The sequence below is a fragment of the Bacillus sp. 005/A4HT-01/001 genome (genome assembly GCF_004634445.1).
Lineage (GTDB): Bacteria > Bacillota > Bacilli > Bacillales > Bacillaceae > Bacillus > Bacillus altitudinis.
The window spans coordinates 197720-212915 of the sequence record NZ_SEIZ01000005.1; the positions used below are offsets into that span (position 1 = coordinate 197720).

Below are 15196 nucleotides of genomic sequence, written 5' to 3' on the forward strand. Positions count from 1 at the left end.
ATAAAGCATAGGCCAATATAAGGGAGGATCATAAAGCCAGAATACGAAAACCACCATGTTTTAAAAATGAAACTCAACCCCTTGGTTATTTGTGGGAATGACTCTATCTTCATATTACATGGTCTTGAGTAGAACGTAAACCTTACCAAGAAAATAAAAAAGCCAACGCAGAAGTTGAATGAATCCAACAACTACGATGGCTTAGCTGATTATTCCCCTAAATCCACATTATGATAAACTTGCTGCACGTCTTCAAGCTCTTCTAATACATCGATGAGTTTTTCAAATTGTGCTTTCGATTCATCATCTAATGTCACTTCGTTTTGAGGCAGCATTGTGATTTCGGCCACAGTAAATTCTTCTACGCCTGCCTGTTTGAACGCTTCTTGAACTTGATGGAATTGATCTGGTTCAGCATAGACGATCACCGTATCATCTTCTTCCATAATGTCACGTACATCAATGTCTGCTTCCATTAAAAGTTCAAGCGTTTCTTCTTCACTTTTCCCCTCGACACCGATCACCGCTGTTTGGTCAAACATGTAAGCAACAGATCCACTGACGCCCATATTTCCGCCGTTTTTCCCAAATGCTGCACGAACATCAGACGCTGTGCGGTTGACGTTATTGGTCAGGGCATCAACGATCACCATTGATCCGTTTGGACCAAATCCTTCGTAACGCAGCTCATCGAAGTTCTCTTCTGCGCCACCTTTGGCTTTTTCAATCGCACGGTCCACAATGTGTTTTGGGACACTATATGTTTTTGCACGTTCTAGGACAAAACGAAGTGCTTGGTTTGATTCTGGATTTGGCTCACCTTGCTTGGCAGCCACATAGATTTCACGCCCGAATTTTGCGTAAATACGACTTGTATTGGCATCCTTTGATGCTTTCTTTTCTTTAATGTTGTTCCATTTACGACCCATCTTATTCACTCTCTTTCACTTAGTAAATACACAGTATGAGGGTCCCCATGCTGCATGAAATCAATCTGCTTTCTATTATACATGAATCAGTCAAGAGGATAGAAGTAAGAGGGCTGAAATGAAAGGAATTTCTTAGCTGAAGTGTCCGAGCTGTTCGAGTGTCTCATCTTTCTCATGTGGTCTAGTCAGCTCATCATACCGAATGATCTAGTGAACTACATGCATGATAATTAACTGATTAACAAAAAGTGATCAAAAAAATAACCCCATCAAAATGAGGTTATTTTGCAGGCTGTGGATAGACGAGATCCTCAAGCAATTTCACATCATGCTGATGAAGTTGTGTGATCATTTCTTTTCGCACAGCGAGGGCGGCTTCGAAGTATTTTTCATCCTCGACCATTCCTTTTACGGTGATCTCAATCCCGCGATTCAATTTATTGAGCCCCATAATGCCATGAACCTGAAAAGGTTCAATGGCGTTTTGGAATTCATCTTTTTTCAGTAAATCATGATGCATTTGATTTAACTGATCACATGCTGTTTCTAGCGCCTTGAAAGCAATGTCAGGATTTTGGTTTGCGCTGATCAAGACTGACTCTGTGATACGCATGTAGTGCATATTGTAGTTTTGGATTTGACGAATGTCTCCGTTTGAAATGGTTAACAGCTTGCCGCTCCATTCTCTAATTTGCAAAGACCGGAGACCAATTTCTTCAATGGTTCCGTTAAAAAGATTATTGACCGTCACATAGTCACCTTTATGAATTTGCCTTTCATAAATGAGGAAGATGCCGGCTAAAATATCACGAATCAAGGTCTGAGCGCCAAAACCAATGACGATTCCAGCAACACCAGCCCCCGCAAGAATCTTCCCAAAGTCATGAAAGAATAGAGAAATCACATATAAGACAAAACATATGGAAGCTGTATACTTTGAAACCGATTTGACCAAGCTCTCAATCGTTTTTTTCTTCTTGTCTTCAATGAATTCAGTGCGTTTAAAGAAAATCTGAAGCGCTTTGTTGATCATAAAGACGGCAAGCCAAAGAATGAGGCCAACAAGGAGAATTTCAATGTATTTGTTCTTGACCACTGTCAGAAATGTTTCGTCCATCTATCGGTTACCCCCTGGCTGTACGAGAAGTAAAATCAACATCTTGATAATAACTGTTTTTCACAAGAACATTCGGACCAAGGCATTGCACACTTGGGCAATGACAATTCAGTTCTTTTGCCAATTTTGTGTTCATCCAGCGTGTATAAGCTGATTGCAACGTATCGGTTTCAATATTTCCTAATGGCGGTGTATCGCCAAAGTCTGTCACAATAATATTCCCATCAAAAATATTCACATTCAACCGTGAACGGCCATCAGGGTCATTTCGTACTGTCACATTTTTCGCTTGACGCAATCGAGACAAGAGGCGCTGGTCTTCTTCATCTGTGCTGCATGAATAAAATGGCAATGTGCCAAACAGCATCCAAGTGTTCTCATCACGAACATCGAGCAGCTGATGAATCGCATCCCGCATTTGCGGAAGCGACAATGATTCAAGGGCGCTGGCAAAATCACTTGGATACATCGGATGAACTTCGTGACGCTGGCATTTCATCTCGTCCACGATTTGACGATGGATGTGTTCAATATAAGGAAGCGTACGCTTATTCAGCATCGTTTCAGCAGATACGGTTACACCCGCTTTCACAAGTGCTTGACTATTCTCAATCATGCGGTTAAACAATTTCTCACGCTGCTCAAAGGTTGGCTTTCGGTCCATCATTGCAAAACCAACCGTAGCAAACTCTTCGACCGTCCCCCAGTTATGTGAAATGTGTAGGACATCCAAGTATGGAATAATTTCTTCATATCGAGCCAAATCAAGCGTTAAATTCGAATTAATTTGGGTACGGACGCCGCGTTCATGGGCATACTTTAATAAAGGAACGACATATTCCCGTACAGATTTCAGAGACAGCATCGGCTCTCCGCCTGTAATGCTAAGGGAACGCAAGAGCGGTACTTCATCTAAACGGCGAAGCAGTAAATCGAGTGGAAGTGCATTCGGATCTTTTGGCTGCAAAGTATAGCCAACCGCACAGTGCTCACATCTCATGTTACACAACGTCGTTGTCGTCAATTCAATATTTGTCAGCTTCATTTCTCCGTAATCCTGCACATCGAGATAGGCTTCCCAAGGGTCGAATGCAGGTGTAATCGGACGAAGTGCTGTTTTTTGGTTCATGGTATCTATCTCCTTTTCATTCGGGCAAACATAGACCCGCCAACAGTTAATTTTAAGCCCCATCACCGTTATACGCAAGAGGGGACACAATTGATTTACAAAGGAAAAAAAGATAAGCTATAAACAAATGCTAAAGGGAGTGTATCTATGGGCAAGGCAGCAGACAGCAAAGAGCAGCAGGTTGATTATTTAAAGAACCGATTAGATATGTTTATGAATGTGATTGATTCATTAGATCCTGAATCCACAGACGTTGAGGATATAGACAGACTGATCCAGATGATTGACGACCTAGAAGCGAAATATGAACGGTTTAAAACCGATTGGAAGGAAGAATAGCTCGCGCTGATGCGGGCTTTTTTCTTTAAATTGGCAGGTCAAAAAGTGTATGAGTACCCGGTATAATCTGCACAATAGAAGAAAAACCGGGAAGTGACGTAAATGAAAAAATGCATACTGATCTGTTTATGTGCGCTTTTTGTATCGATGCCTTTTTCAAAACTAGAAGCCGTGTCTAATCAGCCGATTCATTGGGGATTTGCTAAAAGCAAAGGGCACAAGCCAGCAGATGCCGGCAAGGAACTGACGACACTCTTAAAGAAATATGATGCTTTCTATTTAGGAAATACGAAAAAGAAAGAGATTTATTTTACTTTCGATAATGGCTATGAAAATGGGTACACACCCAAAATCTTGGACGTACTGAAAAAACATCAAGTACCCGCCACCTTTTTTGTGACTGGGCACTTTGTAAAGGACCAGCCCAAGCTCGTCAAACGTATGGCAGAGGAAGGTCATATTATTGGCAACCATTCCTATCACCATCCAGATTTAACAACAAAGAGCACGAAAGAAATCAAAGAAGAACTGGATCGTGTCAATGAAGCGGTATACAAAATCACAGGAAAACAAGATAACCTCTACCTTCGTCCACCGCGCGGGGTGTTCAGTGAAAGGGTACTAAAGGAAACGAAACAGCTTGGCTACCAAAGCGTTTTCTGGTCAGTAGCGTTTGTAGATTGGCACATCCACCATCAAAAAGGAAAACAGTATGCGTACAATCAAATGATGAAACAGGCGCATCCGGGTGCCATTTACTTACTTCATACCGTTTCAAGGGACAATGCCGAGGCACTTGATGATGCCATCACTGCTTTAAAAAAACAAGGATATACCTTTAAAAGCTTAGACGATCTCATGCTTGAAAAAGTATGGCATCTCCCTCAGCTATAGAAAAAAGCTTGCAGACATCTGCAAGCTTTTTGACTTATCCTTCTCTTATTTTACGCTGGAACAAAAGGGGGCGATGACGAGTAAAGGAGTCAATCAAGCCCTCACCGAAAATCGTGATGCTTTGCTCCCAAGGGTGTCCTAGTAAACCCCAGGTCATCTCTTTTGATAAAAAGAAATAGTAATCCCCATTTGGGAGCACAGGAACTCTCCATTCTCCAAATTCATCTTTTTCAAATGAGCCGTATGGTGTGATCCAATAGCATTCGTGCTGCCAATCAAGTACCTGCATATATTCGCCGGTTCCGGTGATATTCTCCTGAAAAGACAGCAGTGCCTTCTTTTCAAGGTCTTCATCCGCACTTAGGAGAGAAGGGTCCTCGAAATAAGCAGAGATATCATATGTGATGTAAGGAGATGGTGCTTGAAAACCGGGAAAGCGAGAGATGCTTGGGTTAAATTTAAACTTTTGATCAAATGTTTTCCATGCGTACTTTAGTTCTTTGTCTGTCAGTGGAATCCAGTTTTCCATAGTATCTCCCTTTCAAGCACTTCTCTCAAAAAACTATTTGAAAATCCTAAACCATCCTTTATGTTTAAACCACAAAAGCATCCCTGAGACAAGCAAACCCATGAAAATCAGTACGCCAAAATAGCCATATTTCCAGTGTAATTCAGGCATGTTATCAAAGTTCATCCCATATACCCCAACAATAAAGGTCAGTGGAATAAAAATCGTCGAGACAATGGTCAGTGTCATCATGATGGCATTCATTCGGTTGGAATTTAGTGTTTGATAGCTATCTCGTAAATCGGCTGTCATATCACGATTTGACTCAACGATCTCTGTTAGTTTCAATAGATGATCATAAATATCATTAAAATATGCTTGCCGGTTTGCATCGCTTTTCATCATATTCGTGTTCACAATTCGATATAAGAGGTCCCTCATCGGGATAATGGTTCTGCGCAGTTTGAGCAAATCGGATCGAATACCGAATACTTCGTTCATTAATGTACCATACGTTTTATGCCCTTCTTCATCCTCGATTTCATTGAGCCTGTCCTCAATTTGATAAATAATAGGAAAATAATCATCGACGAGCTGGTCGATCAGCATATAAGCCATATGCTCTGGACCGCTCTCTCGCGCTTTATCAGACCCTTTGAGCTTTCGAATGACTCGATCAATGTAGGGTGCTTCCTTCAAATGAAAAGTAACGATATAGTTTTCTCCAACAAACAGGTCGACTTCCTCAGATCGAAGTGTTTTTTGATTGAGGGCATGAAGAACGAAAAATATATATCCTTCATAAAAATCAAGCTTCGGCCGCTGTAAATAATGGAAGCAATCTTCAATCGCAAGCGGATGGAACTGAAAAAATTCCTTTAACAGTGCTGCTTCCTTTTCCGTTGGCACATAAAAATCAATCCAATACCAGGCAATATCGGGGCTTGAAAGCTGCTGCAATGTTGCATGTTCAATCAAGTCGCCGTTTTTTGTCACTGCAAGTTTTTTCAGCATGTGCACCCCTCCAGACTTGCATTATATCATGAAGCAGCAGCGGTGAACTTATACGTTTTCACCATAAAAAAGCCGATCTCATCGCTGAGATCGGTCCAATGTGCGTGTATGATTGATGGATAAAGCGAGAATTAAGGACGACGGAAGTTGACGAAACCACCGTTACGGTCGAACCAACCTCTAAATGCCCAGTTGATGTAACCGCCATCACCTTTGTTTGTGAAAGATCCATTTTCAAATACCCAAACTCCGTACGTAATGCTTCCGTATTTAACAGTAGCAAACGTTTTAACACCGTTGAAACGAGTCTCATAGCCTTGGCTTAAGTTAAATACCATAACATTGTATTTTGCGCCAGCAGCATAGAAAGCAGACTCCATTAATCCTTTGACAAAGCCTTCACGGTTTGTGTTAGCATTTGCAGCATTAATTAATGCATTGGCAATTCCAAGTACGTCAAAGTTAATGTTAACATTTGTCGCATTTGTCGTTGCTTTACCTTCAGCAGCTTTGTTTAACACAGTTTGCTGAATAGTTGTTGAAACTGGAGCAGTTTTTTGCTCAGCAGCGTCAGCGAATACTGGTAGTGTCGAAGAAACAGCAGTGGCAAGGGCAACAGAAAGAATTGTTTTTTTCATTGGTCGGATCTCCTTTGTTTTTAAATTTTGGGTCTTCTTTTAGTAAAACGTGAAACTAGGTGAAGCCGGTTATCAATGAGGTAAATATGTTCCTGCAAGATGAAACAAATGATTGCCTAATCCGCTAATTCCTTTGTTCACCTCCTTGATATGTCATAATTATACAAATATTTTTGAAACAGAAGATATCACCCATAGGTTCTATTTCTAATTTAAGGAAAATGATCCTAAAATGTTGAAGATTGCTGTCGAATTTTAGCTAAATTCGACTAAAAATTTTCATCTATCCAAAAGGAGAATGACCATAAATAAGGAAGATATAACTGATAAATTCTTGTACTCTTTATATTTAAAAGTATTCAATATAGAGAATCATTCATGCAAAGTGAAACAATCACATCTGCGTGTGTTGACAGAAAGGAAGAGGAAAAACATGTGGGAAAAACACCTATTGGTTGAACCGCCCTATCACTTCGATCAAGTGCTGAGACGTTTGTCGAGCGATCCATTAAAGGCGGTCGATCTGGATAAAAGAGAAATCAAAGTACCGATGAGGCTGAATCATAAACCGTACATGGCAGTCGTTCAAGCGACAGGAACAAAAGAAGCACCTTCGTTCCGGGTACAGGCTAACGGGCCGGAGGAAGCCATCCTTTCTGAGGTGAAGCGGATATTTGGCATGGAGCATCAATTACATGCCGTGCATGACCATTTTGCTCAAACAAATCTTGCGCCCATTTTTGAACGTCATATCGGAACGCCGCTTATGCTGGATTTCCATCTATATCATTGCTTGATGAAATGCATCATTCATCAGCAGCTCAATCTTGCATTTGCTTATGAGCTGACGAAACGGTTTGTTCATACGTATGGTGAGCAAATCGACGGCGTTTGGTTTGACCCTTTACCGGAAACCATTGCATCACTTGAAACCGATGATTTGAGAAAACTGCAATTCAGTCAGCGAAAAGCGGAATATGTCATTGATGTCTCAAAGCGAATAGTGAGCGGCTCTCTGGATTTAGAAGAATTACACGACTTAACGGATATTGAAATTGAAGAACGTCTGCTTCCGATTAGAGGGATTGGACCTTGGACGGTTCAAAATGTCCTCATGAATGGACTTGGAAGACCAAATCTCTTTCCAATGGCAGATATCGGGATTCAAAATGCGATCAAACGTCACTTTGACCTGCCAGAAAAGCCAACAAAAGAAGAGATGGCAGTTTTAAGCAAGGAGTGGGCACCGTATTTAAGCTACGCCTCCCTTTATTTATGGAGAAGTATTGAGACAGACAAATAATTGAAAGGCATTTTCTCTCTTCGTCCAAGTCGTGATATACTATTCAGATGGAATAAAATGAGGACAACCGATAAAGGTTTAAATAGAACGGAGAGAATAAACGTGAAAGAAAAACAGCAAGGAGCCCTTCTGCAAAAGGGGCAGCAGTTCCCGCTTACCATTAAACGCCTTGGCATTAATGGGGAAGGGGTCGGTTATTTTAAAAAGCAAGTGGTCTTTGTCCCAGGTGCACTTCCAGGTGAGGAAGTAGTAGTTGAAGCAACGAATGTCCAAGCGAAATATGCAGAAGGTACGGTGAGGAAAGTCCGCAAGCGCTCAGAACATCGAGTGAAACCGCCGTGCCCAGTATACGAAGAGTGCGGAGGCTGTCAGCTTCAGCATTTGGCATACGAGCAGCAGTTAAAGGAAAAACGCGATATTGTCATTCAATCAATGGAGCGTCATACAAAGCTGTCGGTTGAAAAGATCGACATTAGACCAACAATCGGTATGGAAGATCCATGGCACTACCGAAATAAAAGTCAGTTCCAAGTCGGAAGATCACATAGCGGCGACATCATCGCAGGGCTTTATGGGCTGAATTCCCATAAACTTGTCCCGATCAAGGAATGTATCGTCCAGCATCCGAAAACGAATAAAACAACAGGCGTCGTCCGCAAAATTTTAGAGAAATTCGGCGTATCTGTTTACAACGAGCGGACAAGAAAAGGCGACGTGCGCTCGATTGTTGTGCGTGTCGGCTTTGAAACAGGTGAAGTCCAAGTCGTCCTTGTCACATCAAAGCCTGAGTTTCCAAAGAAAAAAGAAATCGCCGAAGCCATTCAAAAACGTCTGCCAGAAGTGACGTCTATTATGCACAATATCAATGGCGAAAAAACATCAGTCATCTTTGGGCATAAAACATCGCACCTAGCTGGCAACATGGTCATCCAAGAATTTTTAGGAGACGTCTCATTTGAATTGAGTGCACGTGCTTTCTTCCAATTGAATCCGAAGCAGACATTAAAGCTTTACGACGAAGCGAAAAAAGCGGCTAAACTGACTGGCAAAGAAAAGGTAGTCGATGCGTATTGCGGTGTTGGAACCATTGGAATGTGGATCTCAGATGGCGCAAAAGAAGTAAGAGGTATGGATGTCATCAAAGAATCAATTGATGACGCGAAGAAAAATGCCAAAAAACACGGCATGAAAAACGCGACTTATGTGACAGGCACAGCCGAACACTGGCTGCCAAAATGGGTTAAAGAAGGCTTCCGTCCCGATGTTATCGTCGTCGACCCGCCAAGAACAGGCTGCGAACGCACTTTCCTAGACACCGTCAAACAAGTCAAACCAAAACGCTTTGTCTACGTCTCTTGCAACCCATCTACACTAGCAAAAGACCTCGAATACATGTCAAAAGACTACAAAATCGAATACATGCAGCCAGTGGATATGTTCCCGCATACGGCTCATGTGGAGTGTGTAGTGTCTTTATCTCTTAAATAAAAAGGGAATGACAGCTATGATAGACCAAAATGCATTCAAACGATTCCAACTATATATGGACCCACAGCAGACGAAATTGGTGGACCGAAAACAGCAATAGAAAAGGCAGTAACTAAATGAAAAAACCCTTCCAACAGGAGGGGTTTTACTTTAACTAACAATCTATTTTTTCCTAAGCTCTTTTTTCGTATTCTCTTCTATCATTGTACTTAGACCTCTATAATGAGACATCCATCATGAACTCTCGATTCTCAAACAAAATCATGTCTTACTCAAATATCAGTTGAATGAATTTTGGAATGAATGTCAAAAATCAAGATTCTTACAGGGAGTTATTGAATATGAGACTAAAAGAACATGAAATATAACAACTTTATATATTCGTAAGAGGCCCACCTATTATTTAATCATTAAAACTGCAAAATGATAATTGGAGGGATTATGATGAATGACAAACAGTTTTCTTCATTTATAAAACAAGCAGATGAACCTTTTGTTGGGTGGGATTTCTCATTCATATCTGAAACTGGAAGAATGAAAAGTGAGTTGCTTTCATGGTCATATGGTAGTATAGCTACTTCTCTTGTTCAAAGTGCAAAATCAATGCTGGACATGGGAACAGGTGGTGGAGAGTTTTTATCAAAATTAAGACCTTTTCCAACATCAGTTTATGCTACAGAAGGTTACTTACCTAATGTACCTGTCGCAAAAGAACGATTAACCCCTTTAGGAGTTAAGGTAGTTCAAATTTCTAATGATGAAAATTTGCCGTTTGAGACTGGAAAATTTAATCTTATCATCAATCAACATGAGTCATTTTCATCTCAAGAGGTGAGAAGAATTATCTCGAAAGAAGGTATTTTTCTAACTCAACAAGTCGGTGGACTCGATTGCATAGAGATTAATGAGAATCTAAGGGTACCAATAAATGAAGAATTTATTGATTGGAACTTAAAGCTAGCTTTAAAAGAGATACAGGAGAATCATTTTGAGGTGTTGAAAAGTGCTGAAGAGTTCCCCATTCTAAGATTTTATGATATCGGAGCATTGGTGTATTATCTAAAAGCAATTCCTTGGCAAGTGCCAGGTTTTGAAATAAGTAAGTTCAAGGATGAATTATACACCATTCATAAAACCATTGAACAAAAGGGTTATTTTGACGCAAAACAACACCGATTTATGATTTTAGCTAAAGCAATTTAGTTGGAAATGGAGCCTTCGATCTATTTGAAGGCTCCAGCTTAATTCTGAACTAATGTCATTCCTGTATGCACGATACATGGCCTGAAAATGTTTCCTTTTATTATTGTCGGACTTGAAAGCATTCTAAAAAAATAGAGGAGGATAACGATGAGTCAATTTGAGATTCTGACAAAATACATACCGAAGCTTCAGGAGGATCATATCGGAGAATGGGTGATCGATCAAGAAAATGATGGAATAGCTGAACGCCCAATCCAGATGCCTTTTGTGAATTATTCAGAAACGGTCCAACGCTTTATTGAAGATGTCTATACCTTTGCAGAACAGCATCAAGAAATGGAACTTATCCACTATAGAGAAATCCTCAAAGAAAATGGCATTGAATGGGGAACGAACGATATGGAGCATGTGGACATTTCAAATTTAAATGCACAGTGTGTACTTGCTCTCATCATGGGGGTTTTGAGAGCTGAGCGATTTAGTGAGGGAGCCATATTCAATTTCTTTAAAAGTGGAGCGATCTTGAAATGGCTTGAAAGATTAAAAAACCTAGATGTATGAAATCTAGGTTTTTTGTTTTTGATACGAGATCACGAGCATGTGAATTGCTCCGCTTCTTGACGAAATAGATTAAGCAGCAGCTGCTTGGTGTTTTCCAGAGAGAGATGGGGGTCCTTATGAGTTAAGACTCCTATCGGGATAAAAGGGTCCTCCATTTCAATTGGAATTTTCACAAACTCGTCTGATAATGGGGTAGAGGAAAGGACGACGCCGACAGAGGGAAATCCCTTTAGAAATGATGGAATGGCTGAAATCTGGCTGACGGTATAAGTGAAGGGCTCCACATTTATTCTTGAAAGTTCCTTTTGTAACTTCATGTGATATAAACAACTTTCCCCGCCTATGATCAGAGGCTGTTCATAAAGTTCCTTGATCAATGAGATCGTTCCAACTTGATCTGCCTGCTGTTTTGCAATAATAAAAGACATTTCCTCCTTGTACAACTCCTCAAACGGAAGTGTGTTCATCACAGGTTCCCCTGCAATAGCAAAATCGATCTCCCCCTGGAGGAGCTGCTTGTGAAGGAAATCTGTATTACCGATGATAAAGTGGCATGTGATATTCGGTTTTTGCTTTCTGAATGTTTGAAGGACGGAAGGAAGAATAGAGACAGCAATTGGTTCTATGACGCCTATATTCAAGGTTCCGATTTCTTCTTTTTGGAGTTTTTGTGATTGCTCTAATACAAAATGCCAATGGAGTATCAACTGATCAATCTCTTTGGCAAACAATTGTCCTGAAGGGGTTAATTCAGCCTCCCATCCTCTTACAAACAATTGAAATCCTAACTCCTTTTCTAATCGTTTAATCTGATTCGTTATGGTCGACTGTGCATAATTCAATTTTTGAGCGGCTTTTGAGAAGGTCCCTTCCTGAATCACGGCTTTAAATGCTTTTAACTCTTTTAGGTACATTTCTAATATTCTCCATTCGATATATGAATACATTTTTATATATTATTCAATTATATAAAACGAGTATTGGGATGTAAAATGAAGTGAGACAGAAAAAGGGAGATGACATACATGCCATTTGTAAAAGTCAATTATATGGAAGATGAGTACGATAAAGAAAGCTTAACTTCTATTAGCCAAACGATCATGAAGGCTCTGATAAAAGAATTTCAAGTTCCTAAAAAAGACTACTTTCAGGTATTCAGTTCACATAAGAAAGAAGAATTTTTTTTTGATCCCCATTATCTTGTTCGTCATGAAAGAGATCATCGTCTTTTATATATCCAAATTACATGTGGTTCAGGAAGAACCGAGGGACAGAAGCAATCTTTATATAAGGAAATAGCTGACCAGTTGTATAACAAACTCCATATATCAAAAGAAAATGTATTCATTATGCTGATTGAGACAGGCTTGGAAAATTGGTCCTTTGGAGAAGGGCTTGCGCAGATGATCAAGTAACGGAACGATTGAAAGGGGAAATAGCTATGCATCAACCAATCAAGCAAACTGTAAAATTCACTCTCGGAGCTTTTGCTCCAGCATTTGTTGAGTATTCAGAAAAAGTTCTCTTTGGAGATTTATGGAGAAGGGAGGAACTTTCTCTTAGAGATCGCAGTATGATTACAGTCTCAGCTTTAGTAAGTACGGGCAGTCTGAATCAGCTGGAATACCATTTACATCTTGCCAAAGAAAATGGTGTCACCAAGAACGAATTGATTGAAGTCATCACTCATCTTAGTTTTTATATCGGATGGCCTAAAGCAGCTTCAGCACTAGAAGCGGCTAAACATATTTTGGAGGACAAATAAAATTCATCAAACAACGAGCCCTATTTGAGATAGGGCTTTTTTATATGCGAATAAATTGTATTTTAAAATCTTCTATTGACTTTCCCCTTTACTGAAAGGTTTATACTTTGATCAGATCAACAAAACGGAGGAGATGCAGGATGTTCAAGATTGGCGATTTTTCTATGTTAAGTAAAGTCCCTGTCAAAACCTTAAGGTATTATGACCAGATCGATTTATTAAAACCTAAACAGATCGATCAAGAATCTGGATACCGGTATTACTCAGCTGAGCAGCTGCTTGAGGTTAATCGGATTTTTCTGTACAAGGAATTAGGCTTTACGTTAAAGCAAATGAGTCAGCTTCTTCGTGAAGATATTTCTGTCGAGCAGATTCAGGGCATGTTTCTCTTGAAAGAAAGTGAGATTCAGCAATTGATCGAGAGAGAACAGCAGAAATTAGCGCGTATTAAGGAGCGGATGCACCTCATCAAACGAGAGGGTTGTGTTGAAAAAGAGCAGGAGGTCATCATCAAATCGGTTGAAAGCAAACGCATCATGTCTTTTCAATCCAACGGAACTGTTGATGAAATCCCATCATTCTTTCAAACGTTTCATCATTTGTTACATAAACACCCGCAAGAATTGAACTCAGAGCCACAAATCGTGCTGTGGAGGGAATCACTTGCTAAAGAAAGTGAGTTCGAATTTGAGGTTGGGTATTCCGCTAAAGCGTTAAGGGGCTCTCTTCCTCAGGGAATTACGATGCGCACGTTACCAGCTGAAGAAACCATGGCGACACTATTATTTCATTCACAATCCCCATTTGCACAATCTGCTTGTGTTGACCTGGCGACATGGATCGAACATAACGGATACCGCGTGAAAGAAGATCAGCCGGGCAGAGAGATTTATTACCCATTGTCTGAAAATGAAGAAGGAAGACTCATTGAAATTCAAATTCCTATAAAAAATGAAGTCAAATCGTAAACATTGCCCAAAGGAGAAACGTCACGATGAAAAATAAAGTCGTTGTTTATTTACTTTCTTTAGCAGCCTTCTTCATCGGAACAATCGAATATATCATTACAGGGATTATTCAAATGGTCGCACATGATTTACATGTCACAACGTCTACTGCTGGTTTATTGGTCACATCCTTAGCGCTCTCAGCAGCAATCGGCGCACCGATTGTCATTGCACTAACCATCAATATGGACCGCAGAAAAATATTAACATGGGCGCTGATCATTTTTATTTTAAGTAACTTTATCACAAGTATCAGCCATTCGTTTGAAATGGTCATGATCACAAGAATTTTACAAGGAATCAGTGGGGGAACGGCGATTGTAGTGGCAATGGCTGTGGCAACTCGTCTTGTGGAACGAGAAAAAAGAGGAACAGCGATTGGCATCATTTTAATGGGATTAAGCAGCTCCTTGGTTTTAGGCGTTCCAATCGGGACATTTCTAAGCAGTATGATCGGATGGAAAGCATTATTCGCAGCCATTGGAGTGATCACGCTTATTCCGCTAATTGTGGTGTATAGGCGGATCCCTTCTATGAAAGAACAAGAACCGGTGACGCTTCGTATGCAATTATCGATTTTAAAAGACAAGCGAATATTGCTTGCAGTGGCAGTCACGTTATTCTATGTAGGGGGATATTCGACTTTATTTACCTATTTAACGCCTTTCCTCCAAAAATCAGCCAACCTAAGCATCACAGAAATCAGTGGCATTTTATTACTAGCGGGAATATGCAGCTTTTTGGGATCAAGCCTTGGAGGGATGGCAGCAGATAAAAAAGGACCCATCTTCACGATTTTTTCTGGCATCATCTTGCAAATCATGATGCTCATGCTACTAGCATTTGTCACAGGGAATCTCGTGGTCATGGTGGCTGTTATCATGATATGGATGATCGCAACATGGAGTACATCACCAGCTCAGCAGCTATATCTTGTAACCCTTGTTCCGAAATCTCCTGATATTGCATTAAGTGTCAATACATCATTTATTCAATTCGGATTTGCTTTAGGCTCGGGGGTAGGGGGGATTGTGTTAAACGGAACCTCTGTATTGAACCTAAGTTGGCTCAGCGCCGGTACGGTTTTCCTTGCGTTACTCATGACCATTCTCATGGTGGCGTTTGACCGATTTTCTCAACATATGCGTTTGAAGGTGATCGAGCAAGGAAGGTAACTTAAATTCAATTTTGTATGGAAGGGACTACTTATTTCGGGTAGTTCCTTTTTGGTTTGAAGAATGCACCAGTAAAGTGATTTATTTGATAAAATAGGGGGCAATATCCAAAGATTGAAGGCATTC

General features: G+C 40.4%; 17 protein-coding genes. 10 read left to right on the forward strand and 7 right to left on the reverse strand.

Annotated features, from left to right (window positions below):
- Positions 1 to 209: 209 nt before the first annotated feature.
- The 3 genes from ES896_RS15655 to yfkAB form a co-directional block, all read right to left on the reverse strand.
- Positions 210 to 929, reverse strand: a complete 720-nt coding sequence (locus ES896_RS15655) for a YebC/PmpR family DNA-binding transcriptional regulator (protein WP_007496614.1) — start codon at positions 927 to 929, stop codon at positions 210 to 212.
- A gap of 280 nt (positions 930 to 1209) precedes the next feature.
- On the reverse strand, positions 1210 to 2046 hold the full coding sequence (locus ES896_RS15665) for a mechanosensitive ion channel family protein (protein ID WP_025206933.1): 837 nt from the start codon (positions 2044 to 2046) through the stop codon (positions 1210 to 1212).
- A 7-nt stretch (positions 2047 to 2053) separates the two neighbouring features.
- Complete coding sequence (gene yfkAB, locus ES896_RS15670) at positions 2054 to 3175, reverse strand: radical SAM/CxCxxxxC motif protein YfkAB (RefSeq protein WP_017366833.1); 1122 nt, start codon at positions 3173 to 3175, stop codon at positions 2054 to 2056.
- A 147-nt stretch (positions 3176 to 3322) separates the two neighbouring features.
- On the opposite strand from yfkAB, the gene ES896_RS15675 reads away from it, so the two are divergent.
- On the forward strand, positions 3323 to 3514 hold the full coding sequence (locus ES896_RS15675; RefSeq protein WP_003218031.1) for an SE1561 family protein: 192 nt from the start codon (positions 3323 to 3325) through the stop codon (positions 3512 to 3514).
- A gap of 102 nt (positions 3515 to 3616) precedes the next feature.
- Positions 3617 to 4408: a delta-lactam-biosynthetic de-N-acetylase gene (pdaA, locus tag ES896_RS15680; RefSeq protein WP_065460022.1), complete on the forward strand. Its 792-nt coding sequence runs from the start codon at positions 3617 to 3619 to the stop codon at positions 4406 to 4408.
- Between the two features lie 34 nt (positions 4409 to 4442).
- Here pdaA and ES896_RS15685 read toward each other — a convergent pair whose 3' ends face one another.
- The 3 genes from ES896_RS15685 to ES896_RS15695 form a co-directional block, all read right to left on the reverse strand.
- Complete coding sequence (locus ES896_RS15685; protein WP_041090709.1) at positions 4443 to 4937, reverse strand: DUF2716 domain-containing protein; 495 nt, start codon at positions 4935 to 4937, stop codon at positions 4443 to 4445.
- A 33-nt stretch (positions 4938 to 4970) separates the two neighbouring features.
- Positions 4971 to 5930: a magnesium/cobalt transporter CorA gene (gene corA, locus ES896_RS15690; protein WP_135227006.1), complete on the reverse strand. Its 960-nt coding sequence runs from the start codon at positions 5928 to 5930 to the stop codon at positions 4971 to 4973.
- A gap of 131 nt (positions 5931 to 6061) precedes the next feature.
- Positions 6062 to 6568, reverse strand: coding sequence for a hypothetical protein (locus ES896_RS15695; RefSeq protein ID WP_007496625.1), 507 nt, complete (start codon positions 6566 to 6568; stop codon positions 6062 to 6064).
- 433 nt (positions 6569 to 7001) lie between these two features.
- On the opposite strand from ES896_RS15695, the gene ES896_RS15700 reads away from it, so the two are divergent.
- The 4 genes from ES896_RS15700 to ES896_RS15715 all read left to right on the forward strand — a co-directional run bounded on the left by ES896_RS15700 (position 7002) and on the right by ES896_RS15715 (position 11123).
- On the forward strand, positions 7002 to 7871 hold the full coding sequence (locus ES896_RS15700) for a DNA-3-methyladenine glycosylase family protein (protein ID WP_135227007.1): 870 nt from the start codon (positions 7002 to 7004) through the stop codon (positions 7869 to 7871).
- A 102-nt stretch (positions 7872 to 7973) separates the two neighbouring features.
- The gene (gene rlmD / locus ES896_RS15705) at positions 7974 to 9359 is read left to right on the forward strand and encodes a 23S rRNA (uracil(1939)-C(5))-methyltransferase RlmD (RefSeq protein ID WP_420359081.1); all 1386 of its coding nucleotides are present in this window, start codon (positions 7974 to 7976) and stop codon (positions 9357 to 9359) included.
- A gap of 441 nt (positions 9360 to 9800) precedes the next feature.
- Positions 9801 to 10562, forward strand: a complete 762-nt coding sequence (locus ES896_RS15710) for a methyltransferase domain-containing protein (RefSeq protein ID WP_412055289.1) — start codon at positions 9801 to 9803, stop codon at positions 10560 to 10562.
- A 147-nt stretch (positions 10563 to 10709) separates the two neighbouring features.
- Complete coding sequence (locus tag ES896_RS15715) at positions 10710 to 11123, forward strand: DUF6508 domain-containing protein (protein ID WP_058214336.1); 414 nt, start codon at positions 10710 to 10712, stop codon at positions 11121 to 11123.
- Positions 11124 to 11152: 29 nt separating this feature from the next.
- On the opposite strand, the gene ES896_RS15720 is transcribed toward ES896_RS15715, so the two are convergent.
- Entirely contained in the window at positions 11153 to 12037 is an 885-nt protein-coding gene (locus tag ES896_RS15720; RefSeq protein ID WP_135227009.1) for a LysR family transcriptional regulator, read from the reverse strand.
- Positions 12038 to 12148: 111 nt separating this feature from the next.
- Here ES896_RS15720 and ES896_RS15725 point away from each other — a divergent pair, with 111 nt between their 5' ends.
- From ES896_RS15725 to ES896_RS15740, 4 genes are all read left to right on the forward strand, one after another.
- The gene (locus ES896_RS15725) at positions 12149 to 12538 is read left to right on the forward strand and encodes a tautomerase family protein (RefSeq protein ID WP_065460026.1); all 390 of its coding nucleotides are present in this window, start codon (positions 12149 to 12151) and stop codon (positions 12536 to 12538) included.
- Positions 12539 to 12564: 26 nt separating this feature from the next.
- Entirely contained in the window at positions 12565 to 12888 is a 324-nt protein-coding gene (locus tag ES896_RS15730) for a carboxymuconolactone decarboxylase family protein (protein WP_135227010.1), read from the forward strand.
- Positions 12889 to 13028: 140 nt separating this feature from the next.
- Positions 13029 to 13856 carry a MerR family transcriptional regulator gene (locus ES896_RS15735; protein WP_135227011.1) on the forward strand — a complete coding sequence of 276 codons (828 nt, stop codon included), beginning with the start codon at positions 13029 to 13031 and terminating at the stop codon, positions 13854 to 13856.
- A 26-nt stretch (positions 13857 to 13882) separates the two neighbouring features.
- Complete coding sequence (locus ES896_RS15740; protein WP_135227012.1) at positions 13883 to 15070, forward strand: MFS transporter; 1188 nt, start codon at positions 13883 to 13885, stop codon at positions 15068 to 15070.
- Positions 15071 to 15196: the final 126 nt, after the last annotated feature.

Bases quoted from the DNA above. Each gene is read 5' to 3' on its own strand.
- ES896_RS15665 (WP_025206933.1), bottom strand. From the start codon at position 2,046: ATGGACGAAACATTTCTGACAGTGGTCAAGAACAAATACATTGAAATT.
- corA (WP_135227006.1), bottom strand. From the start codon at position 5,930: ATGCTGAAAAAACTTGCAGTGACAAAAAACGGCGACTTGATTGAACAT.
- ES896_RS15730 (WP_135227010.1), top strand. From the start codon at position 12,565: ATGCATCAACCAATCAAGCAAACTGTAAAATTCACTCTCGGAGCTTTT.
- ES896_RS15710 (WP_412055289.1), top strand. From the start codon at position 9,801: ATGATGAATGACAAACAGTTTTCTTCATTTATAAAACAAGCAGATGAA.
- ES896_RS15700 (WP_135227007.1), top strand. From the start codon at position 7,002: ATGTGGGAAAAACACCTATTGGTTGAACCGCCCTATCACTTCGATCAA.
- ES896_RS15740 (WP_135227012.1), top strand. From the start codon at position 13,883: ATGAAAAATAAAGTCGTTGTTTATTTACTTTCTTTAGCAGCCTTCTTC.
- ES896_RS15655 (WP_007496614.1), bottom strand. From the start codon at position 929: ATGGGTCGTAAATGGAACAACATTAAAGAAAAGAAAGCATCAAAGGAT.
- ES896_RS15735 (WP_135227011.1), top strand. From the start codon at position 13,029: ATGTTCAAGATTGGCGATTTTTCTATGTTAAGTAAAGTCCCTGTCAAA.
- ES896_RS15715 (WP_058214336.1), top strand. From the start codon at position 10,710: ATGAGTCAATTTGAGATTCTGACAAAATACATACCGAAGCTTCAGGAG.
- ES896_RS15695 (WP_007496625.1), bottom strand. From the start codon at position 6,568: ATGAAAAAAACAATTCTTTCTGTTGCCCTTGCCACTGCTGTTTCTTCG.
- yfkAB (WP_017366833.1), bottom strand. From the start codon at position 3,175: ATGAACCAAAAAACAGCACTTCGTCCGATTACACCTGCATTCGACCCT.
- ES896_RS15675 (WP_003218031.1), top strand. From the start codon at position 3,323: ATGGGCAAGGCAGCAGACAGCAAAGAGCAGCAGGTTGATTATTTAAAG.
- pdaA (WP_065460022.1), top strand. From the start codon at position 3,617: ATGAAAAAATGCATACTGATCTGTTTATGTGCGCTTTTTGTATCGATG.
- ES896_RS15685 (WP_041090709.1), bottom strand. From the start codon at position 4,937: ATGGAAAACTGGATTCCACTGACAGACAAAGAACTAAAGTACGCATGG.
- ES896_RS15725 (WP_065460026.1), top strand. From the start codon at position 12,149: ATGCCATTTGTAAAAGTCAATTATATGGAAGATGAGTACGATAAAGAA.
- ES896_RS15720 (WP_135227009.1), bottom strand. From the start codon at position 12,037: ATGTACCTAAAAGAGTTAAAAGCATTTAAAGCCGTGATTCAGGAAGGG.